Below are 20,112 nucleotides of genomic sequence, written 5' to 3'. Positions count from 1 at the left end.
CGCAGTGTTCATACGGCCGCAATGATCGGGGCACTGACCTGGGACGGAGCACGCGCTGCGACGGCGTACGGTTTAAGGCATGAACGTCACCCGAGGTTTCACCGGACGCCCCCGCGTCCTCGACACCGGGCTCCCGCCGGGCCAGTACGACGCGGGCGACGACTGGCCCGTGCTCTCCGCCGAGGTCACGCCGGAGCTCTCGCCCGCCGACTGGACGTTCCGCGTGGACGGACTGGTCGACCAGCCACGCACCTGGGACTGGGACGAGGCGCACGCGCTGCCCGCGTCGGCCTACGAGGGTGACATCCACTGTGTGACGAGTTGGTCGAAGTTCGGGGTGCGGTTCGCGGGGGTGTCGCTGGACGCGTTCCTGAATGTGGTCCGGCCCCATGGGTCCGCCACCCATGCCGTCGCGTACTCGCACACCGGGTACACCACGAACCTGCCGCTCGCGGACCTGACCGGCGGGCGGGCGTGGATCGCGTGGGAGTACGACGGGAAGCCGCTGCCCGCCGAACACGGCGGACCGGCGCGGCTGCTGGTCCCGCACCTGTACTTCTGGAAGAGCGCCAAGTGGGTCGCGGGGCTGACGCTGCTGGATCACGACGAGCCCGGTTTCTGGGAGCAGAACGGCTATCACGCGCGGGGCAACCCGTGGGAGGAGCAGCGGTACTCCGGTGACTGAGACCTTCGCCCCCGTCACGCGGTTCGCGGTGCCAGGACGTATCGAGGTGAGCAACCGCGCCGCCGCCGAGTGGCAGACCGCCACGCTCACCGAGGTCCGCCGCGAAACCCCGCACGCCTCCACGTTCCGTTTCGCGGTGCCCGCCTGGCAGGGACATCTGCCCGGCCAGCATCTGATGCTGAGGCTGACCGCCGAGGACGGCTACACGGCCCAGCGCCACTACTCGATCGCGTCCCCGCCCGAGGACTCCGGACACATCGAGCTGACCTTGGACCATGTCGAGGGCGGTGAGGTCTCGGGGTGGTTCCACAAGGTCGCGAGGGCCGGTGACGCGGTCGAGGTGCGCGGTCCGCTCAGCGGGTTCTTCGCCTGGCCCGGCGACCGGCCCGCGCTCCTGATCGGGGCCGGCTCCGGTGTCGTACCGCTGATGTCGATGGTGCGGCACCACCGGGCGCGCGGGCTGTCCGTGCCGCTGCGGCTGCTGGTGTCGGCGCGCAGCCCCGACGAACTCATCTACGCGCGGGAGCTCGGCGCCGAGACGACCCGTGTGTTCACGCGGAGCGCTCCCCAGGGGGTGCCGGTAGGACGTATGGCGGCCGCACATGTGGCGCCGCTCCTGGCTGCGCCACCCGAGGGTGGGTGGGAGGCTTATGTGTGTGGATCCAACGCGTTCGCCGAGCATGCCTCGCGGCTGCTGGTGGAGGCCGGTCAGCCGGTGGACCGTATCCGGATCGAGCGATTCGGCTGACGGTGGTGCGCATGTGCCCCCCGTGGATGTTCCCGTACATATGTGCGCTCCCCCACAAGTGAACGACGCGGATGGAGGGGTACTACATCTGTGTGACCACTCGCAGGCGGGCGTGGTGCGGAGGTCGACATGCGAACCCGGGTGCGCGGCTGGCGCTGGCGGCGTAATCCGCTCAGGCGCCGGTCGGACGTCGTCGAGGCGTGGACGGCACTGGCCGTCGCTGCTCTGATGCTGCTGGGCGCCCCGCTGGTGGGCGTGGTGGTGGGCTGGTGGGCGCACGACGACGCCCGTGCGGTGGCGGCCGCGCAGCGCTCCGAACGCCACCGGGTCCGCGCGGAGGTCGTCGGCAGGGTCCCGGACTCGTTGCCCTCGGTCCAGGGCGGCCGGGAGCGCTCCTACCGGGTGACCGTGCGCTGGACGGAGGCCGGGGGCGCCGCGAAGACGGCCACCGCCCGCGTCCCCTCGGGCACCGACCAGGGGGACAAGGTCGACGTGTGGTTCGACTCCCGGGGCCGGAGCGTGGCCCCGCCGCCGGACGACACCGCAGTCTGGCAGCACACGGTGACGATGGGTGCCTGTGGCGCGGGCGCCACGATCGCCGTGCTCGTCCTCGGCCACTCCCTCGTCCGCGGTGCGGCGACCCGTCACCGGCTCGCGGAGTGGGAACGGGACTGGGCTCTCACCGAACCACAGTGGACCCGCCGCCGGGCCTGACCGAGCAGTCCGGGCCTGCTCCCTGGGTGGTGCGTGGTGACCAGGCCCGGGGTGACCAGGCGGTCGGCCGCCGAGATGGTCGTCCCGGCCCCGGGTTCGGTGCCCACGGTGCCGACGGCGGTGACCCGACCATTCGTGACGGCCGGCCAGCCGCCGGCGATCTCCCGCTTCCCGTCCACGACCAGCAGGCCGGCGTCCTTGACCAGCAGGTCCACGGCTGTCGACAGGGCGTCATGGCAGCCGGCCGGTAACCGCAAAGACCTGGCGATTCGTCCGACGACGCACGTACGGTGTGATCATCCGGCACTGTCCCTTCGCAAAGGCGGTCCTACATGGCCCTGTTCGACCTCCCCATCGACGAGCTGCGCGAGTACCGCAGCGAGTCCACCGAGCCCGAGGACTTCGACGCGTTCTGGTCCAAGACCCTCCAGGAGGCCCGCGAGTTCGACCTGAACGCCCGCTTCGAACTCGTCGACACGGGCCTGACCACGGTCAAGGTGTACGACGTGACGTTCGCCGGGTTCGGCGGCCACCCCGTCAAGGGCTGGTTCACGATCCCCGCCGAGGTCTCCGCCCCGGTGCCGGTGGTCGTGGAGTTCATCGGGTACGGCGGCGGGCGCGGACTGCCGCACGAGCATCTGCTGTGGGCGTCGACGGGCCGGGCGCACTTCGTGATGGACACCCGAGGTCAGGGCAGTGCCTGGGGCGGCGGTGGCGGCACCGCGGACCCGGTGGCCGGGGCGCCCGCGTACCCCGGGTTCATGACGCGGGGCATCGACGCGCCCGAGAACTACTACTACCGCCGGGTGTTCACGGACGCGGTGCGTGCGGTGGAGGCGGCCCGTTCGCACCCGCTGACCGACCCGGCGCGCACGGTCGTGCTCGGCGGCAGCCAGGGCGGGGGCATCTCGATCGCGGTCGGCGGTCTGGTCCCGGATCTGGCGGCGGTCGCCCCGGACGTGCCGTTCCTGTGCGACTTCCCGCGCGCGGCGACCATGACGGACCGTCACCCGTACCGGGAGATCGGCCTCTACCTCAAGACGCATCGCGGCCGCTTCGAGGACGTCCTCGGCACCCTCGCCTACTTCGACGGCGTGCACTTCGCGAGCCGCGGCCGCGCGCCGGCGCTCTTCTCGGCGGCCCTGGAGGACCAGACCTGCCCGCCCTCCACCGTCTTCGCGGCCTTCAACGCCTGGGGCCACGACGACAAGGCCATCGAGGTCTACGACTTCAACGACCATGAGGGCGGCGGTCCCTACCAGCAGGCCGCGAAGCTGGGCTGGCTGCGCTCGTACGCCTGAGTCCTGTCTGAAGTCCCGCCTGAAACCTTCCCTCCAGTCCGACCAGTCGGTATGTTCGGAAGACCTGGATCGCAGTGTCGCGGTCCGGGCTTCCGGCGACGACGGAGGGTCCATGTCCGAGCACCAGCCACCTGTCCACGGCCACTGCGACACGCGCTTCACGGCAGTGCGCACGGCGTTCGAGGAGAACTTCCGGGACCGTGCCGAGCTGGGCGCCGCCGTGAGCGTCATGGTCGGCGGCGAGACGGTCGTGGACCTGTGGGGCGGCTGGGCCGACGCGGCCCGCACCCGCCCCTGGGAGCGCGACACGCTGGTCAACGTGTGGTCGACGACGAAGGGCCCGACGGCCCTGTGCGCTCACATCCTCGCCGACCGGGGCCTGCTCGACTTCGACGCCCCGGTGGCCGCCTACTGGCCGGAGTTCGCCGCCGCGGGCAAGGAGAAGGTCCTGGTACGGCACCTGCTGTCGCACCGGGCCGGGCTGTCCGGGCTGCGCGAGCCCCACTCCCTCGCCGAGCTCTTCGACTGGGAGCTGACGACGGAGCGGCTCGCGGCGATGGAGCCCTGGTGGGAGCCGGGCACGGTGTCCGGGTACCACGCGTTCACCTACGGCTTCCTGGTCGGGGAGGTCGTCCGGCGGGTCTCGGGACTGCTGCCCGGCGCCTTCCTTGAGCGGGAGGTGACGGGGCCACTCGGCATCGACTTCACCATCGGGCTGCCGGAGAAGGAGGCCGGGCGGGCCGCCGAGCTGGTGCATCCGCCGGCCGCGTCGGCAAGCGAACAGGCCGCGATCTTCGCCCAGTTGGCGCCCGCGGCGATCGCCGCGCTGGCCAACCCCGTGGTGGGGGCCGGTGAGGCGAACACTCCCGAGTGGCGAGCCGCGGAGATCCCCGCCGCGAACGGCCACGGCACCGCCCGGGCCGTCACCGCGCTCTACGGGATCTTCGCGGGCCGCGGTACCCGCGACGGCCACCGAGTCCTGTCCCCCGAGGCCGCCGAGCGGGTCCGTGAGAGCCAGGGCAGGTGCCGCGACCTGGTGCTGGGCGCGGGGCTCGGCAGCGAGACGGAGCTCGGGCTCGGCCTGTGGCTCAGCGGGCCGAACGGCTCGTACGGGCCGAATCCGCGGGCCTTCGGACATGACGGCTTCGGCGGATCGTGCGGCCTGGCCGATCCGGAGGCCGGGGTCTCACTGGGCTACGTCATGAACAGGATGGGTCCTCACATCGCCGACGATCCCCGGAAGATGGCGCTGATCGACGCCTTGTACAGCGCGCTGTGACGGCGGGACGTGCGCGAAGGTTCACGACGGCCCGGACTAGGTGGACATCCCGGCCGCCTGGACCGGACGCCTCGCCACGACCATCCGGACCCGTGGGCTGCCGTCCCGGCGCACGCCGAACTCGGGCAGGGCGTACAGCTCCACCCGAAGGCCGGCCGCTTCCAGTTCCCGTCGTACGTCCCCGAGCCGGAAGGCCCGGTAGTACATGACGAACGGCGGCCGCCACAGGGCGTTGCGCACCCGCATCGCGGCGTCGAAACCGAGGAGCGTCCAGTAGGCGGGAGACGAGGGGCGGGGTGGGGCGACGACCGGGAAGGCGAACGTGCCGCCCGGCCGGAGCACCTCGCGGGTCCGGGCGAACAGGCCGGGCAGTTCGGCCGGCAGGAAGTGGCCGAAGGCCCCGAAGCTCACGACGAGGTCGAAGGAGGCGGGGGCGAACGGCAGGGCGCGCGCGTCACCCCGTACCCAGGACACGCGCGGCCCCCCGGACCGCGTCCGCTTTCGGGCCACGTCGAGCATCCCGGCGCTGAAATCGATCCCGGTCACGCTCTCCCGGCAGACCCGCGTCAGCACGCGGGCTCCGGCGCCGGTACCGCAGCACAGGTCGAGCCCGGCGTCGAAGGGGCCCATGCGGCGGAGCGCGGACGCGACCGCGTCCAGCACCGGGTCCGGCGTACGGAAGGGGGTGTGGTCGAACTTGGGGGCGAGCAGGTCGTAGCCGCGCTCGACGGACGACAGCGCCTGGACGGCGAGTTCGCGGAGGCTGGGGCCTTCTGGGCTGAACATCCGCGTCAGCTTAGGGGAGCGCGGCGTTTCACAATGGCAAGAGCGCGCTCGCACCAGCGGATGATGTCCGTTTCGAGGGGTGAGTCCGCCCACGAGCGTGAGGTAAGGGCCGATCAGCCCGTCCTGCGCCAGTCGTTCCAGCTCGCGGTAGAGCTGCTGAGGTGTCGCGGGCCAGAAGTTCGCCGGCGAGACGTCGAAGGCCTTGGACAGTTCGTAGCCCGAGGCCTCGCCCTCCAGCAGGGCCGCCAGGACGGCGTACTTGGGCGACATGTGGACACGCCAGCAGCAGGTGATTATTCTATTCCACACCTACTCAACAACTTGACTATGGAGGCTCGATGCGAGCGTTCCGAGAAGCGGTCGAAGCGGGTGACCTCGACGCCGTGGAGGCCCTGCTGGCCGAGGACGTGGTCTTCACGAGTCCGGTGGTGTTCAAGCCGTACGAGGGCAAGGCCATCACGGCGGCGATCCTGGGCGCGGTCGTCAAGGTCTTCGAGGACTTCCGGTATGTGAGCGAGCTGAGCAGTGAGGACGGCCGCGACCACGCACTGGTGTTCGCGACCAGGGTCGGCGAACGGGCGCTGGACGGCTGCGACTTCATCCACCTCGACGAGAGCGGCCTGATCGACCGGCTGATGGTGATGGTCCGTCCGCTGTCGGGCGCGCAGGCCCTGGCGGCGGCCATGGGGGCGCGGTTCGAGCAGATCGCGAAGGAGGCGGAGGCACGGGTCGCGTCCGCCTCCTGAGCTCAGCGCTCCTGAGCTCAGGGGCTCGGCGGCGACCGCACAGGCCGCGACGCCCGGTCCCCCGAACGGCCGCTACGGGGATCGACACTCCCCGAGACGCTTCTCGAGAAAGTGCCGCTCGGCGTCGTTCTCCGCCAGCTCCAGGGCCCGCTCGTACGCCTGCGCCGCCTCGGTCGTACGGCCGCTGCGGCGCAGCAGGTCGGCGCGCGTGGCCGGAAGCAGGTGGTAGCCGCTCAGCTCGCCCTCCCGCTCCAGTTCCGCGACCAGCGCCAGTCCCGCGTCCGTGCCCTCTGCCATGCCGACGGCCACCGCACGGTTGAGGCGGACGACGGCCGAGGGTACGAAGCGGACCAACTCGCCGTAGAGGGCGGCGATGTCGGCCCAGTCGGTGTCCTCGGCCGAGGCGGCGGTGGTGTGACAGGCGGCGATGGCGGCCTGGATCTGGTACGGCCCGGGGCGTCCGCGGCGCAGTGCGGTCTCCAGCAGGGCGGTGCCCTCGTCGACCTCGGCGTGGTCCCACGCGGTGCGGTCCTGGTCCTCCAGCGTCACCAGTTCGCCGTTCGCGTCCACGCGGGTCTCGCGGCGGGCGTCGTGCAGGAGCAACAGCGCGAGCAGACCGAGGGCCTCGGGTTCGTCGGGCATCAACCCGGCGAGCACGCGGGCCAGCCGGATCGCCTCCGCGCACAGGTTCCGCCGTACGAGATCGGCCCCCGACGTGGCCGCGTACCCCTCGTTGAACAGCAGATAGATCACGCCGAGCACGCCGGTCGTGCGCTCGGGCAGGAGGTGGGCGGGCGGTACGCGGTAGGGGATGCCGGCGTTGCGGATCTTCTTCTTGGCGCGCACCAGGCGCTGTGCCATCGTCGCCTCGGGGACGAGGAAGGCGCGGGCGATCTCCGGTGTGGTCAGGCCCGCGAGGGTGCGCAGGGTCAGGGCGACGCGGGCCTCGATGTGCAGCGCGGGGTGGCAGCAGGTGAAGATCAGCCGCAGCCGGTCGTCCTGGACGTCGTCGTCGTACGGCTCCTCGGGTGCCGTGAGCATCGCCGCCTCCCGTAGTTTCCGTGCCCCGACCGCCTCCCGGCGCAGTACGTCCATGGCCCGGTGCCGGGCGGTCGTGGTGAGCCAGGCGCCGGGGCGGCGCGGGACGCCGTCGCGCCGCCACCGGTCGAGGGCCTGGGCGAAGGCGTCCTGTGCGCACTCCTCGGCGAGGTCCCAGTCGCCGGTCACCCGGATCAGGGTGGCGACGACCTGGCCCCACTCCTCCTGGAAGGCGGCGGCGACCGCCTCTTCGGCCGTCACTCCCACACTGGCCGTACTTCCACCGAGCCGCCCGCGAGCGCCGCCGGATGCCGGGACGCGAGGGAGATCGCCTCGTCCAGGTCGGCGACCTCGATGAAGTCGATGCCGGCGATGTACTCCTTGGACTCGATGAACGGCCCGTCGGTGAGCAGGACCTCGTCGCCCTGGACGCGCACGGTGGTGGCGTCGGAGGCGGGACGCAGACGGGCGCCGCCCTTGACGAGGTCGCGGCTGCGGACCTCCTCGATGTAGGAGGTGAAGCGGGGGTCGTCGGCGATCTGGGCGGGGCTCAGTTCCGCACCGCCCACGGGGGTGCAGATCAGCAGGGCGTACTTCATGACGTGGCCTCCGTGGTGTGCTCGTGGACGATCAGCCAGCGCGGACCGACGTTGCGGTAGCCGGTGGTGACGCGCAGCAGGTCTCCGTCGGCGCGGACGAGGGCGTGGCCGAACGCGATGCTCTCGTCGACGTGGACCCGGAACTCCAGTACCTCGCGGGTGACCGGCCCCACCGCCTCCCAGGCCTTGCGGAGCGCCTCGACGCCCCTGCGGTGTCGGCCGTTCTCCACGACCTCCGCGTCCCGCGCGTAGCAGGCGACCACCCGCTCGGCGTCGCCCGCGCGCGCCGCGTCCGTCAGGTCGGCGTCGAGCCGGCGGATCTCCCCCTCGGCGTCCTCGTCCTCCCAGAACGGGCGCACCTCCATCGCGCCGACCGTGGCCACGGGGTGCTTCGCGGCCGCCTCGATCGCCTCCTCCAGGCTGTCGCACTCCAGGATGTCGAAGCCGGCGACGTACTCCTTGGTCTCCGCGAACGGCCCGTCGGTGCGCAGCACTTCACCGCCGCGCACCCGCACGGTGACCGCGTCGGCGGGCAACGCGAGCCGGTGCCCGTGCCGCCGCACGCCGCGGTCCCCGAGTTCCTCGACCCAGGGTTCGACGGGGGCCATGCCCGAGGCGTCGTTGGTGTCGTCGCCGCAGACGAGCAGCATGTACTTCATGGATCCTCCCGGTCCTCATGAGCTTCCTACACCCACCCGACGAACAGGACCGACCCGAATCGACACCCGACGCGCACGAAATATGAGAGGCACGCGTACGGCTGGTTGGATGGTGCCATGACGTCCGACGAGCACGCGCGGTTGATGCGGGCCAACCAGGCCAACTGGGACGCCCGCACCCCCGTCCACCTCGCCAGCCGGTTCTACGGCCTCGACCAGGACCTCGACCCCGAGCGCTGGTTCGCCGCCTTCGAGTGGGAGGACCTCGGCGACCTCACCGGCCGTGACGTGCTCCACCTCCAGTGCCATCTCGGCACGGAGACGCTCGCCCTGGCCCGCCGTGGCGCCCGCGCGGTGGGGCTCGACTTCTCGGAGGCGTCGGTGGCGGCCGCGACCGCCATCGCGGCGCGGGCGGACGTGGCCGTCGAGTACGTGCAGGCGAACGTCTACGACGCCGTCGAGGCGTTGGGCGGGCGGCGCTTCGACGTCGTCTACACCGGCAAGGGCGCCCTGTGTTACCTCCCCGACCTCGAGCGATGGGCCGGCGTGATCGCCCAACTGCTGCGTCCGGGCGGCCTGTTGTACGTCGTCGAGTTCCATCCGCTGCTCAACTCGCTGGGCCCGAAGCCCGCGCCGGGCGAGGGGCCCGAGCTGCTGCTGCGCCACGACTACCTGGGTGGCGAGGGGCCCGTGCGCCGGGACGCGACCCGCACCTACACCGACGGCCCGCCCGTGGAGGGGGCCACCGAAAGCTACGAGTGGATGCACGGAATAGGTGAGGTCGTGGGCGCGTTGACGGGGGCGGGACTGAGTGTCCGGCGACTCCGGGAGAACGAGGAGCTGCCGTGGGCGCGCTGGCCCCACATGAAGCGCACGCCGTCCGGCTGGTGGCGGCTTCCCGAGCCGCGGATCCCGCTTCTCTACGGACTTCTGGCCCATCGCTGACAGCCGCGTGCTACTCTGCCGACAGCACTTGTGTACGCCCTGTTGAGGGCGCCGGTGCCAGTTCCTCCTCAGTTCGCCGGTCGATGTACCGGCTTCTCCTCACCATCTCGTGATCAGTGGCCCTGCCACACCCGAGGTGCTGTTTCCCGCCGCCGAAGGCGCTGTCCGCCTTCCCTCTCGCGGCTTCCCCCTTCCTTCCGCATGTCCCATGCCTTCCGTCCTCGAAAGGACAGACCACCATGACCACCACTCTCGAACACCCTCCAGTCCAGCAGCAGCCCCCGGTCCGGGCCGTCACCGGCGTCCTCGACGTCGACGCGAGCGGGAAGGGCCACCTGCGCGCCGCCGGCCTGCTGCCCTCGCCCACCGACCTCCAGGTCTCCCCCGCGCTGATCCGCAGGTTCGGCCTGCGCAAGGGGGACCAGGTCGACGGGGTGCGCGGCACCCAGCGCGCCCTCACCGAGGTCGCCCGGGTCAACGGCCGCACGCCTGACACGAAGCGTCGGGCGTTCCGCGACCTGACTCCGCTGCACCCGCGTGAGCGGATCCGTCTCGAACACCCGGCGTCCGGCCTGACCGGGCGGGTCGCCGACCTGATCGCACCCGTCGGCAAGGGCCAGCGCGGGCTGATCGTGGCCCCGCCCAAGACCGGCAAGACCGTCCTGCTCCAGCAGATCGCGGCCGCCGTCGCCGGCAACCACCCCGAGTGCCGCCTGATGGTCGTGCTGCTCGACGAACGCCCCGAGGAAGTCACCGACATGCGGCGCTCCGTGCGCGGCGAGGTGTACGCCTCGACGTTCGACCGCACGCCCAAGGAGCACATCGCGCTCGCCGAGCTGGTGATCGAACGGGCCAAGCGGCTCGTCGAGGCCGGCGAGGACGTCGTGATCCTGCTCGACTCCCTGACCCGGCTGTGCCGGGCCCACAACAACGCGGCTCCCGGCAACGGCCGCACCCTCAGCGGTGGCGTCGACGCCACGGCGCTGATCGGGCCGAAGAAGTTCTTCGGCGCCGCCCGGCTCGCCGAGGAGGGCGGCTCGCTCACCATCCTCGCCACCGCCCTGGTGGAGACCGGCTCGCGCGCCGACGACTTCTACTTCGAGGAGCTCAAGAGCACCGGCAACATGGAGCTCCGGCTGGACCGCGAGCTCGCCTCCCGGCGCGTCTTCCCGGCCGTCGCCATCAACCCGTCCGGCACCCGCCGCGAGGAACTCCTCCTGCCCCCGGCCGAGTTGACGACCGTGCACGGTCTGCGCCGGGCGCTGCAGAGCCGGGACGGCCAGGCCAACCTGGAGACCCTCCTGGAGCGCATGCGCGAGACGCCGGACAACGCGACCTTCCTGCGCCGGATCCAGCCGACACTGCCCAGCGGATAGCCGAGGCCTGCTCGGCCAGGCCGGTCCGGAGCGCCGCGACACGCCGAGCGGTGTGCGGCATCCGGGTGTTCGTGCCCGCCCCCCGGCCCGGCCAGCGCGATGCAGGGACGGTCCGTTCCTAGCTTTGCGGTATGACTATCGGATTTCCCTCCCGGTTTGCCGTCTCGGCCTGCGCACTGTGCATGACGGGACTTCTGGTGTGCGCCCCCACGACGGCGGCCGCGCACACGGGCTCCGACCCCGCCGCGCCCGGCGGGCCACTGGCCGCGGCCGCTTCTCCCGACCTGCTGTACCACTCCGGCACCCAGGTCCGGCCGCGCCGGGGCGCGCCCCGGGTCCCGGACGTGTCCGCGCTGTCGTGGGTGGTGGCCGACGCCCACAGCGGGGAGGTTCTCGCGGCGCACGACGCCCACCGCAGGCTGCCCCCGGCCAGCACGCTCAAGACCCTGTTCGCCCTGACCGTCCTGCCGGTGCTGCCGGGTGGCCTCAGACACACGGTCGGCGCGGAGGACCTCGCGGGCATCGGCCCCGGCAGCAGTCTCGTCGGGGTCGCCGAGGGACGGACCTACCAGGTGGCCGACCTGTGGCGCGGGGTCTTCCTCAACTCCGGGAACGACGCCGTGCACGTCCTGGCACGGCTCAGCGGCGGCTGGCGTACGGCGGCCACCCGGATGCAGGCCAAGGCGCGCGCCCTGGGCGCCCGTGACACCCACGTCCGCTCCCCCGACGGCTACGACACGCCGGGCCAGGTCTCCTCCGCGTACGACCTCGCGGTCTTCGGCCGGGCGGGCCTGCGCAACGCGGACTTCTCGCGGTACTGCGGCACGGCCGAGGCGCGGTTCCCGGGCCCGGGCGGATGGTCGTACGGGATCCGGAACACCAACCGGCTGCTGACCGGCGCCGACGGGGTGGAACGCTACGACGGGCTGATCGGGATCAAGAACGGCTACACGAGTCATGCCGGCAACACGCTCGTCGCCGCCGCCCGACGGGGCGGCCGGACGCTGGTCGTGACGGTGATGAACCCTCAGGTCGGCGGTGGCTTCGCGGTCTACGAGGAGGCGCGCCGGCTGCTCGACTGGGGATTCGGCGCGGCCGGGCGGGTGGATCCGGTGGGCTCGCTGGACGCGCTGCGGGCGAGACCGCGGCCGGGCCCCGACGCCGTACCGGTCGCGGCGGCCGTCGCAGCGCACGACGACGGGCCGGGCTGGCTGGAGACCTGGGCCATCCTGGGCGCCGCCGGACTCGGTGCGGGATCGATGGCCTTGGCCCTGCGGTCCCGGATCGGGCGGGTGGATCGCGTCTGACCCACCGGCAGCCACAGCAGCAGGCCCAGGGTGATCCAGGTGTAGATGTTGCTGCCGAGGAAGCCGTCGACGCCCGACGCGTCGTCGAACCACAGCCACACCACGCTGGTGCACAGCACGGCGTACAGGGCGCCCGCGATCCGCGGGTGCCCGGTACGCACGAGGACGGCGAAGGAGGGCAACAGCCACACCAGGTGGTGCACCCAGGTGATCGGGCTCACCAGACACGCGGTCAGCCCCGTCAGTGCGAACGCGGCCGCCCAGTCCCCCGCCGCCACGGCCCGCCGGCCCCGTACGGCCCACACACCGAGGGTCAGCGCCACGGCCACCGCCCAGACCCCGCGGTCCGGTTCGCCGAGCCGGGCCAGGATGCCCTGCAGCGACTGGTTGGAGACATAGTCGAGGCGGCCCACCCTGGTCGTGTCCCACAGGGCGTCGGTCCAGTAGAAACGCGAGGCGTCCGGGGCCACGACGGCCGCGAACCCCGTCGCCGCCAGGGCCACGACCGTGGCGACCGCCGCCGCGCGCCAGCGCCGGGCGACCAGAAGCAGTCCGATGAAGAGGGCCGGCGTGAGCTTCACCGCGGCGGCCAGACCGATACCGACACCGGCCCGGCGTTCCCGGCCCGTCGCGAGCAGCCACGCGTCGACCAGGACGAGCGCCAACAGCAGGAGGTTGACCTGGCCGAAGCTGAAGGTGTCGCGCAGCGGTTCGAACAGCGCGAGCGCGCAGGCGCCGAGTGCGCAGCCGTACCAGCCGTGCCGCCGCCAGGCCCGGCCGGTGAGCAGGCGCACGACCACGGCCAGTGCCGCCAGGTTGAGCAGCAGGCCCACCACGATCGCGGTGCGCAGGTCGAACAGGGCCATCGGGAGCATCGCGACGGCCGCGAACGGCGGGTAGGTGAAGCCGTACGTCGTCCCCGGCACCCGGTAGTCGTAGAGCCGTCCGCCGTGATGGACCCAGGTGTCGATGGCTCCGTGGTAGACGCGCAGGTCGAACCAGTCGCGCAGGAGCGGCACGGTCGCCGTGAAGGCGCTGACGGCGGCGACGGCGACGAGGCCCAGCAGCAGTCGGCCGCGATCCGTGGTCGGGGCCCTCATGCCGTACGTCCCGTCACGGGGGCCTGGGCCGTCTGGTGGGCCTGGACGAGCACGACGAGGGCGAGGACGCCTCCGGAGACGGCGAGGACGAGTTGCCCGGCGTCGGCCGGGCCGCCGCTCGGGAGGGTGGCGAGCGCGAGCACACCCGTCACGGCGGCCACCCGGTGCCGTACCGAGGCGCTCGGCGCGGCAGCCGCTATCAGGAACAGTCCCCACAGGGCGTACCAGGGGCGGATCGCCGGGCCGAGGGCGGCGACGGTGGCGAGGCTCAGGCCCAGGGCGTAGACGGGGCGCGGGCGAAGGCGCAACCATATGTGGCCGATGACGGCGACGGCGGTCACGACGCCGAGGGCGTGCCAGGCGGGGACGGCCAGCGGTGCCAGGTCGCTGCCGAGACGTTCCAGCAGGGCTCCGGTGGCGCGGCCGAGGAGGCTGGTGAGGGCCCAGTTCCCGGACGACACGGGGGTGTTGAGGGCGCCGATCCAGCCGTAGCCGGTGCCCGCGACGGCCGTGGCGGCGACCGTGGTGGCGGCTGCCGAGACGGCGGCTGTCAGGACGGCTCTCGCCGGGTGGTCACCGGCCCGGATCCGCAGCACGACGATCGCCGCCAGTCCCAGGACGGCGGGCGCCTTCACCAGCGCGGCGAGCGTCACGAGGACCGCGCCCAGGACCGGCCACCGGCCGAGGGCGGCGACCAGGCCGAGACCGAGCAGACCGAGCATGACGGCGTCGTTGTGGGCACCCGCGACCAGGTGGAGCAGGACGAGCGGGTTGAGGGCGCCGAGCCAGAGCGCGGCAGCCGGGTCCGCGCCGCTGTGGCGGGCCAGGCGTGGCAGGGCGGCCGCCATGAGGGCCACGCCGAGCAGGGCGACGAGCCGCATCCCGAGCAGCCCGGCCGGGAGTTCGCCGTGGGACGCCTTGGCCAGCGCGGAGGCCACGCCGAGAAACACGGGTCCGTACGGGGCGGCCGTGTTGCGCCACATCGGGGCGACCTCGTCCGCGAGGGGACCGCCGAGCAGGGCGGGGCCGTGGCTGTAGACGTCCATGTGGGCATCGGCCATGGCGCCTTGGGCGAGGTAGCTGTAGACGTCCCGGCTGAACAGGGGCGGGGCGAGCAGCAGCGGGAGGGACCAGATGACCAGGACGGCCATGAGCTCGCGCGTGGTGGGCCGCTTCTCGGGGCTGCGCACCAGGCGGCCGAGGAGGAGCCAGGCCGCGATCAGCAGGACGACGCCGAAGTAGGCGCCGACCAGGCCGAGTGCCGCCTGGGGCGAGGCCGGGGTGAGGAGTTCGCGGACGGGCAGCGCTCCTGAGGTCTCACCACCCGCGGCGAGGAAGGCGGTGCCGACCAGACCGAGGATCTGGCAGCGACGGAGATCTACGGGAACCTTGGCCAACACGTCAGCAGCGTGTCAGTTTCGGGTGGCTGGAAGGCGACGAGGTGACGACCGGGGTGTGACCGGTGCGTGGTCGGGTGCGGGATGCGCTCACCCCCTCTCAGAACACGGAGACACCCGTCAGCGTCGTGAACCTGTCCAGGGCCGCCACGCCCGCCACGGAGTTGCCCCGCTCGTCCAGACCCGGGCTCCATACGCACAGGGTGCAGCGGCCCGGGACCACCGCGATGATGCCGCCGCCCACACCGCTCTTGCCGGGCAGGCCCACGCGGTAGGCGAAGTCACCCGCCGCGTCGTACGTGCCGCAGGTCAGCAGCACCGCGTTGACCTGCTTGGCCTGGCTCTGGGTGAGCAGCCGCGTGCCGTCGGCACGCACACCGTGCCGGGCCAGGAACGTGGTGGCCAGGGCGAGATCGGCGCAGGAGGCCCGGAGGGAGCACTGCCGGAAGTACTGGTCGAGCAGGACCGGGACCGGGTTGCCGATGTTGCCGTACGACGCCATGAAGTGGGCCAGGGCGGCGTTGCGGTCGCCGTGCGCGGACTCGGAGGCGGCGACCCCCTTGTCGAAGTCCAGGGTGGGGTTGCCGGACTCCGAGCGGAGGAAGGCGAGCAGTTCGCCGGTCGCGTCACCGGTACGGGTGTGGAGGCGGTCGGTGACCACCAGCGCGCCCGCGTTGATGAACGGGTTGCGTGGGATGCCGTTCTCGTACTCCAGCTGGACCAGGGAGTTGAAGGGGTTGCCGGAGGGCTCGCGGCCCACGTGCTCCCAGAGTTGGTCGCCCTCGCGGGCCAGGTCGAGAGCGAGGGTGAAGACCTTGGTGATGGACTGCGTGGAGAACGGCTCCCGCCAGTCGCCCACCCCGTACACCGTGCCGTCGAGCTCGGCCACGGCCATGCCGAAACTGCGCGGGTCGCAGGCCGCGAGCGCCGGGATGTAGTCGGCGGGGCGGCCGCGGCCGGGGGTCCGTTCGATCTCGGCGGCGATGCGCTCCAGGACCGGTTGGAACTGCGAGGACATGAGCGTCATCATGCCGCACGCCTGTCTTCGGGGTGTCTTCGGGTCTCCGTCAGCTCGGCGGTATCGGCAGGAGGCCAATCAGGCATGTCTTGAGCCGAACTCCGCGTGCTGGCCCGCCGACCCCGGCCCCGCACGTCAGGGTGAGTCTGCGGGCCTTCATGAATCGGGGTCCGCTCGGCCATCGAGCAGACAGGAGCGATGTTGCGCCAGCGGAACGAAGGCGACGGAGCCACCGGCTTGCAGCGGTCGGCCCACCGGAAGGGCACCAGGGCGGTCGCCGGTCCGCTGCGGCGAAGTACCGCGGCCGGCCTGTGCGCGACGGCGTTGCTGCTGGCCGGGTGCAGCACACCCGACCCGTACGTACCCCTGCTGGAGAACCCCAGGGACGGACGAACGTTCTATGTCAGTCCTCAGGGAGACGACGGCCACGACGGTCGGACACCGCAGACCGCCTGGCGCACGCTCGTGCGCGCCGACGCCCTGCGGTTCAAGCCGGGCGACCGGCTGCGGCTGAAGGCGGGGGCACGCTTTGCGGGCAGATTGACCATCGGCCAGGGGGACGCCGGCAACGCCCACAAGCCTGTCGTGATCGAATCCTATGGAGAGGGTCGCGCGACGATCACGGCCCGCGGCACGCGCGCCATCGAGGTGCACAACACGAGCGGAGTCGTCATCCGTGACCTGACCCTCGTCGGCGACGCCGCGTCCTACAGAACGCACGAGGGCATCGCCTTCGTCAACGATCTGCCCGGCGACCGGAAGCTGCCGTACGTCCGGGTCTCGGATGTCGAGGTGTCGGGGTTCCGCGACGGCCTCCGGCTGCACGGCGGCACCGAGGCGTCCGGCTTCCGCGACGTGGTGATCAGTGACTGCGCACTGCACGACAACCAGGACGCCGGTCTCGTGGCGGACGGTCCGCCCTTCTCCGCGGACGCGCCCGCCTACGCGCACGACAAGGTGACGGTGTCGAGGGTGACGGCCTACCGGAACGTCGGAGACCCCCTCGCGTCCGACCGCAACACCGGCAGCGGCATCGTCCTCGGCAGTGTTCACCAAGGCAGGGTGGAGCGGTCCGTCAGCCACGACAACGGGAGTTCGTCCTCGCCGGACGCCGTCGAGGGCCCCGAGGGCATCTGGACGTACGACTCGTCGTGGATGACGCTGGAGAAGAACGTCTCCTACGGCAACCACACCGGTTCCACGGTGGACGGCGGCGGGTTCGGCCTCGACAACAACGTGTCCCACTCGCTGATGCAGTACAACCTGGCCTACCGGAACGACGGTTCGGGCTTCCTGGCGTACTCCGCCGCCCCGAACACGGCGCACCGGGACAACACGATCCGGTACAACATCAGCCACGACGACGGCCGCAAGCTCGCCCACTACGGCGGCATCGTCGCGTTGGGATGGCGGGTGTCCGATCTCTCGATCTACCAGAACACGGTGCTGACCACGGCGAACGGCGCCGTCCGCGCACCGGCGCTCCGGCTCGAGCCCAGCCTGCGCGGCGTCACCGTGCGCAACAACGTGTTCGTCACGGACGGCTCGCCCGTCGTCGCGGCCCAGGGGGCCTTCGACGCGTCGTCCGTGCTCATGCAGGGCAACGACTATCACAGCTCGGGAGTCTGGGCCCTGCTGTGGGGCGGGCGCGAGTACAGCGACCTGGCCACCTGGCGCCAGGAGACGAGTCAGGAGTCGCTGGGCGCGCAGGTCACCGGCACCGACCGCGACCCGTGCCTCGCCCAGGTCCCGGTGCCCGCGGCCGGGCCGAACCTGCGCGGCAGCGAACCGAGGCGCGGCGCACTCACGGGACGGTGCGCCGACACGCTGGCCGCTGCCGCGGTGGACCTGCGGGCCATGGGGGTCGACCCCGGGCAGGTGGACTACTTCGGAGCGCCACTGAGCGGATCGCCCGGCGTGGGAGCCGTGGAGACCGGTCCGCCCGCCTGAGGGATCGTCACCCGGAGGGTGTCGCCCGGGCCCGGCGTCGGCACGTGGACCGGGCGGCCCAGGGCACGGACGTGCCAGCCGGCCTCCCGCCACAGGGCCGGGTCCAGGGCGTTGCGCGCGTCGATCATCCGCGGGGCCCGGACCACCTGGGACAGCTTCACCGGGTCCAGCGCCCGGTACTGGCGCCACTCAGTCAGGTGCAGCACCAGATCCGCGTCCCGGCACGCCTCCATGACGTCCGTGGAGTAGGACGGTCCGGGCAGCGCCGCCCGCGCGTTGTCGATGCCTTCCGGATCGTGCACGCGGACGTCGGCGCCCTGGGCGGCGATCTCGGCGGCGACGGCCAGCGCCGGCGAGTCCCGCACGTCGTCGCTGTCGGGTTTGAAGGTGGCGCCCAGCACCGCGACCCGCCGTCCGGCGAACTCACCGCCCAGGAGCTGCCGGGCCAGGTCGACGGTCCGCCGCCGCTGCCGGTGGTTGATCTGATCGACCTGGTGCAGGAAGGACACGGCCTCCCCCACCTGCAGTTCCTCGGCCCGAGCGAGGAACGCGCGGATGTCCTTGGGCAGACAGCCGCCGCCGAACCCGAGGCCCGCGGACAGGAAGGCGCGCCCGATGCGGGCGTCATGGCCGAGGGCCTCGGCCAGGGTCACCACGTCGGCGCCCGACGCGTCACACACCTCCGCCATGGCGTTGATGAAGGAGATCTTCGTCGCCAGGAAGGAGTTGGCGGCGACCTTCACCAGTTCCGCGGTGGCGGGATCGGTGCTGACGTAGGCGACACCGGTCCGCAGCATCGGTGCGTAGACATCGCGCAGCGTCCGGTCGGCGTGGGGCGAGGTGACTCCCACGACCAGCCGGTCGGGGCGCAGGGTGTCCTGTACGGCGAATCCCTCGCGCAGGAACTCCGGGTTCCAGGCGACCTCGGCGTCGACGCCGGGGCGAACCTGTGAGGTCACCCTGCGGGTGAGCGTCCGGGTGGTGCCCACCGGCACGGTCGATTTTCCGACGATGAGGCTGTCGCGGGTGAGGAGCGGTGCCAGACCGTCGACGACCGCCTCCACATGGCGCAGGTCGGCGGCGAGGGAGTCGGCGCGCTGCGGTGTGCCGACGCACACGAAGTGCACGTCGGCGAAATCGGCGGCCTCCTGCAGGGAAGTGGTGAAACGCAGCCGCCCGGCACGGGTGTTCCTGATGAGGATCTCCGGCAGGCCGGGTTCGAAGAAGGGCGCCCGGCCTGCCGCGAGTGCCGCGATCTTCCCGCTGTCGGTGTCGACACCGAGGACGTCGTGTCCGATGTCCGCCATGCACGCGGCGTGCACGGCTCCGAGGTAGCCCGTACCGATGACGGTCAACCGCATGGGAGTACTCCTGTCTTGGGACCGCCGAGTCGACGGGTCAGCGGGCGTAGCCGTGGGGGTTGAGTTCCTGGAACCGCCAGGCGTCACGGCACATGGCGGCGAGGTCACGCGTGGTGGTCCAGTCCCAGGCCTCGGCCACCGCGCTCGCGTCGGCGACGAGCTCGGCGACGTCGCCGGGTCTGCGGTCGACGACCTGGTGGGGGATGGGTCGGCCGCTCGCCTCGGCGAAGGCCGCGACCAGTTGCAGCACGGAGGTGCCGGTGCCCGTGCCCAGGTTGAACACCCGCATGCCGGTGCGGTCGTCCAGGTGCTGGAGGGCCACCCGGTGTCCCTCGGCGACGTCCATGACGTGGATGTAGTCCCGCACTCCGGTGCCGTCCGGCGTGGGGTAGTCGTCCCCGAAGACGCTCAGCCGCTCCCGTCGGCCCACGGCGACCTGGGCGACGTACGGCATGACGTTGTCGGGGACGCCCCGCGGGTCCTCGCCGAGCAGCCCGCCGGGGTGGGCTCCGACCGGGTTGAAGTAGCGCAGGGCGAGCACCTTCATGTCCGTCAGGTGGGCGCAGACGTCCTCCAGGATCCGCTCGCACGTCAGCTTGGTGCGGGCGTAGGGGTTCGTGGGCGCCACCGGGCTCCGCTCGGTCAGGGGCACGGTCCGCGCGTCGCCGTAGACGGAGCACGACGAGGAGAAGACCAGCCGTCGGACGGCGTGCTCGTGCATGACCGACAGCAGGGCGCAGGTGCCGCCCACGTTCGTGTCGTAGTACTCGACCGGCAGCGCCACCGACTCCCCGACCGCCTTGTGGGCCGCGAAATGGATGACCGCGTCCACCTGATGGGTGGCGAACACCTGCGCGAGAGCCGGCCGGTCGCGCACGTCGACCTGGTAGGCGGCGGCGAGCGGTCGGCCCGCGGTCTTGGCGATGCGCTCCAAGGCGTGGGGAGAGCTGTTGACGTGGTTGTCGACGACGACGACTTCGTAGCCGTGGGCGAGCAGTTCGACGCAGGTGTGGCTGCCGATGAAGCCGGCGCCACCGGTCACCAGGACGGTTTCGGACATCGGGAACCTCGTTCTTCGTCACAAGGGAGGGGGACGTTGCGGG

Annotated in this window: 18 protein-coding genes and 1 pseudogene; 10 read left to right on the top strand and 9 right to left on the bottom strand. The window is 72.0% G+C overall.

Annotated elements, in window-relative coordinates; genetic code table 11:
• Nucleotides 1–79 precede the first annotated feature (79 nt).
• The 5 genes from OG841_RS42135 to OG841_RS42115 all read left to right on the top strand — a co-directional run bounded on the left by OG841_RS42135 (nucleotide 80) and on the right by OG841_RS42115 (nucleotide 4,727).
• Nucleotides 80–685 carry a sulfite oxidase-like oxidoreductase gene (locus OG841_RS42135; RefSeq protein ID WP_328636548.1) on the top strand — a complete coding sequence of 202 codons (606 nt, stop codon included), beginning with the start codon at nucleotides 80–82 and terminating at the stop codon, nucleotides 683–685.
• Nucleotides 678–1,433 (top strand): ferredoxin reductase, encoded by a 756-nt coding sequence (locus OG841_RS42130; RefSeq protein WP_328636549.1) that lies wholly within the window; start codon nucleotides 678–680, stop codon nucleotides 1,431–1,433. Before OG841_RS42135 ends, OG841_RS42130 begins: the two co-directional genes overlap by 8 nt.
• Before the next feature lie 129 nt (nucleotides 1,434–1,562).
• Nucleotides 1,563–2,147: an Rv1733c family protein gene (locus OG841_RS42125; RefSeq protein ID WP_328636550.1), complete on the top strand. Its 585-nt coding sequence runs from the start codon at nucleotides 1,563–1,565 to the stop codon at nucleotides 2,145–2,147.
• A 332-nt stretch (nucleotides 2,148–2,479) separates the two neighbouring features.
• Nucleotides 2,480–3,448 carry an acetylxylan esterase gene (locus tag OG841_RS42120; protein ID WP_371569661.1) on the top strand — a complete coding sequence of 323 codons (969 nt, stop codon included), beginning with the start codon at nucleotides 2,480–2,482 and terminating at the stop codon, nucleotides 3,446–3,448.
• Nucleotides 3,449–3,560: 112 nt separating this feature from the next.
• The gene (locus OG841_RS42115) at nucleotides 3,561–4,727 is read left to right on the top strand and encodes a serine hydrolase domain-containing protein (protein WP_328636552.1); all 1,167 of its coding nucleotides are present in this window, start codon (nucleotides 3,561–3,563) and stop codon (nucleotides 4,725–4,727) included.
• 36 nt (nucleotides 4,728–4,763) lie between these two features.
• On the opposite strand, the gene OG841_RS42110 is transcribed toward OG841_RS42115, so the two are convergent.
• Nucleotides 4,764–5,513, bottom strand: coding sequence for a class I SAM-dependent methyltransferase (locus tag OG841_RS42110; RefSeq protein ID WP_328643459.1), 750 nt, complete (start codon nucleotides 5,511–5,513; stop codon nucleotides 4,764–4,766).
• Between the two features lie 338 nt (nucleotides 5,514–5,851).
• Here OG841_RS42110 and OG841_RS42105 point away from each other — a divergent pair, with 338 nt between their 5' ends.
• Nucleotides 5,852–6,259 carry a nuclear transport factor 2 family protein gene (locus tag OG841_RS42105; RefSeq protein ID WP_328636553.1) on the top strand — a complete coding sequence of 136 codons (408 nt, stop codon included), beginning with the start codon at nucleotides 5,852–5,854 and terminating at the stop codon, nucleotides 6,257–6,259.
• Nucleotides 6,260–6,331: 72 nt separating this feature from the next.
• Here OG841_RS42105 and OG841_RS42100 read toward each other — a convergent pair whose 3' ends face one another.
• The 3 genes from OG841_RS42100 to OG841_RS42090 are packed head-to-tail and all read right to left on the bottom strand — an operon-like array spanning nucleotide 6,332 to nucleotide 8,555.
• Nucleotides 6,332–7,558 carry an RNA polymerase sigma factor gene (locus OG841_RS42100; RefSeq protein ID WP_328636554.1) on the bottom strand — a complete coding sequence of 409 codons (1,227 nt, stop codon included), beginning with the start codon at nucleotides 7,556–7,558 and terminating at the stop codon, nucleotides 6,332–6,334.
• On the bottom strand, nucleotides 7,555–7,896 hold the full coding sequence (locus tag OG841_RS42095) for a YciI family protein (protein ID WP_328636555.1): 342 nt from the start codon (nucleotides 7,894–7,896) through the stop codon (nucleotides 7,555–7,557). The genes OG841_RS42100 and OG841_RS42095 overlap by 4 nt, the downstream gene beginning before the upstream one ends.
• Nucleotides 7,893–8,555: a YciI family protein gene (locus OG841_RS42090; RefSeq protein ID WP_328636556.1), complete on the bottom strand. Its 663-nt coding sequence runs from the start codon at nucleotides 8,553–8,555 to the stop codon at nucleotides 7,893–7,895. The genes OG841_RS42095 and OG841_RS42090 overlap by 4 nt, the downstream gene beginning before the upstream one ends.
• A 117-nt stretch (nucleotides 8,556–8,672) precedes the next feature.
• Between OG841_RS42090 and OG841_RS42085 the strand changes: the two genes are divergently transcribed.
• The 3 genes and pseudogenes from OG841_RS42085 to OG841_RS42075 all read left to right on the top strand — a co-directional run.
• Entirely contained in the window at nucleotides 8,673–9,500 is an 828-nt protein-coding gene (locus OG841_RS42085; protein ID WP_328636557.1) for a class I SAM-dependent methyltransferase, read from the top strand.
• A gap of 239 nt (nucleotides 9,501–9,739) precedes the next feature.
• The gene (gene rho, locus OG841_RS42080) at nucleotides 9,740–10,876 is read left to right on the top strand and encodes a transcription termination factor Rho (RefSeq protein WP_328636558.1); all 1,137 of its coding nucleotides are present in this window, start codon (nucleotides 9,740–9,742) and stop codon (nucleotides 10,874–10,876) included.
• A gap of 131 nt (nucleotides 10,877–11,007) precedes the next feature.
• Nucleotides 11,008–11,844 (top strand): annotated as a pseudogene (locus tag OG841_RS42075) (D-alanyl-D-alanine carboxypeptidase family protein); the annotation flags it as partial.
• Nucleotides 11,845–11,927: 83 nt separating this feature from the next.
• On the opposite strand, the gene OG841_RS42070 reads toward OG841_RS42075, so the two are convergent.
• The 3 genes from OG841_RS42070 to OG841_RS42060 all read right to left on the bottom strand — a co-directional run bounded on the left by OG841_RS42070 (nucleotide 11,928) and on the right by OG841_RS42060 (nucleotide 15,710).
• A complete protein-coding gene (locus tag OG841_RS42070) occupies nucleotides 11,928–13,283 on the bottom strand; it encodes a glycosyltransferase 87 family protein (RefSeq protein ID WP_371569656.1) in 1,356 nt (451 codons plus the stop codon).
• Complete coding sequence (mptB, locus tag OG841_RS42065) at nucleotides 13,280–14,683, bottom strand: polyprenol phosphomannose-dependent alpha 1,6 mannosyltransferase MptB (RefSeq protein ID WP_328636560.1); 1,404 nt, start codon at nucleotides 14,681–14,683, stop codon at nucleotides 13,280–13,282. Before mptB ends, OG841_RS42070 begins: the two co-directional genes overlap by 4 nt.
• Nucleotides 14,684–14,780: 97 nt before the next feature.
• Nucleotides 14,781–15,710, bottom strand: a complete 930-nt coding sequence (locus tag OG841_RS42060; RefSeq protein ID WP_365116913.1) for a glutaminase — start codon at nucleotides 15,708–15,710, stop codon at nucleotides 14,781–14,783.
• A 186-nt stretch (nucleotides 15,711–15,896) separates the two neighbouring features.
• Between OG841_RS42060 and OG841_RS42055 the strand changes: the two genes are divergently transcribed.
• Nucleotides 15,897–17,648, top strand: a complete 1,752-nt coding sequence (locus tag OG841_RS42055; protein ID WP_365116910.1) for a right-handed parallel beta-helix repeat-containing protein — start codon at nucleotides 15,897–15,899, stop codon at nucleotides 17,646–17,648.
• Here OG841_RS42055 and OG841_RS42050 read toward each other — a convergent pair.
• Both OG841_RS42050 and galE read right to left on the bottom strand, forming a co-directional pair.
• The gene (locus OG841_RS42050) at nucleotides 17,582–19,009 is read right to left on the bottom strand and encodes a UDP-glucose dehydrogenase family protein (protein ID WP_328636563.1); all 1,428 of its coding nucleotides are present in this window, start codon (nucleotides 19,007–19,009) and stop codon (nucleotides 17,582–17,584) included. The two genes, OG841_RS42055 and OG841_RS42050, sit on opposite strands and share 67 nt — an antisense overlap.
• A gap of 37 nt (nucleotides 19,010–19,046) precedes the next feature.
• Complete coding sequence (gene galE / locus OG841_RS42045; RefSeq protein ID WP_328636564.1) at nucleotides 19,047–20,069, bottom strand: UDP-glucose 4-epimerase GalE; 1,023 nt, start codon at nucleotides 20,067–20,069, stop codon at nucleotides 19,047–19,049.
• Between the last annotated feature and the right edge of the window lie 43 nt (nucleotides 20,070–20,112).

The sequence above is a fragment of the Streptomyces canus genome, from assembly GCF_041435015.1.
Lineage (GTDB): Bacteria > Actinomycetota > Actinomycetes > Streptomycetales > Streptomycetaceae > Streptomyces > Streptomyces canus_G.
This window is presented reverse-complemented; position numbering and strand designations above follow the sequence as displayed.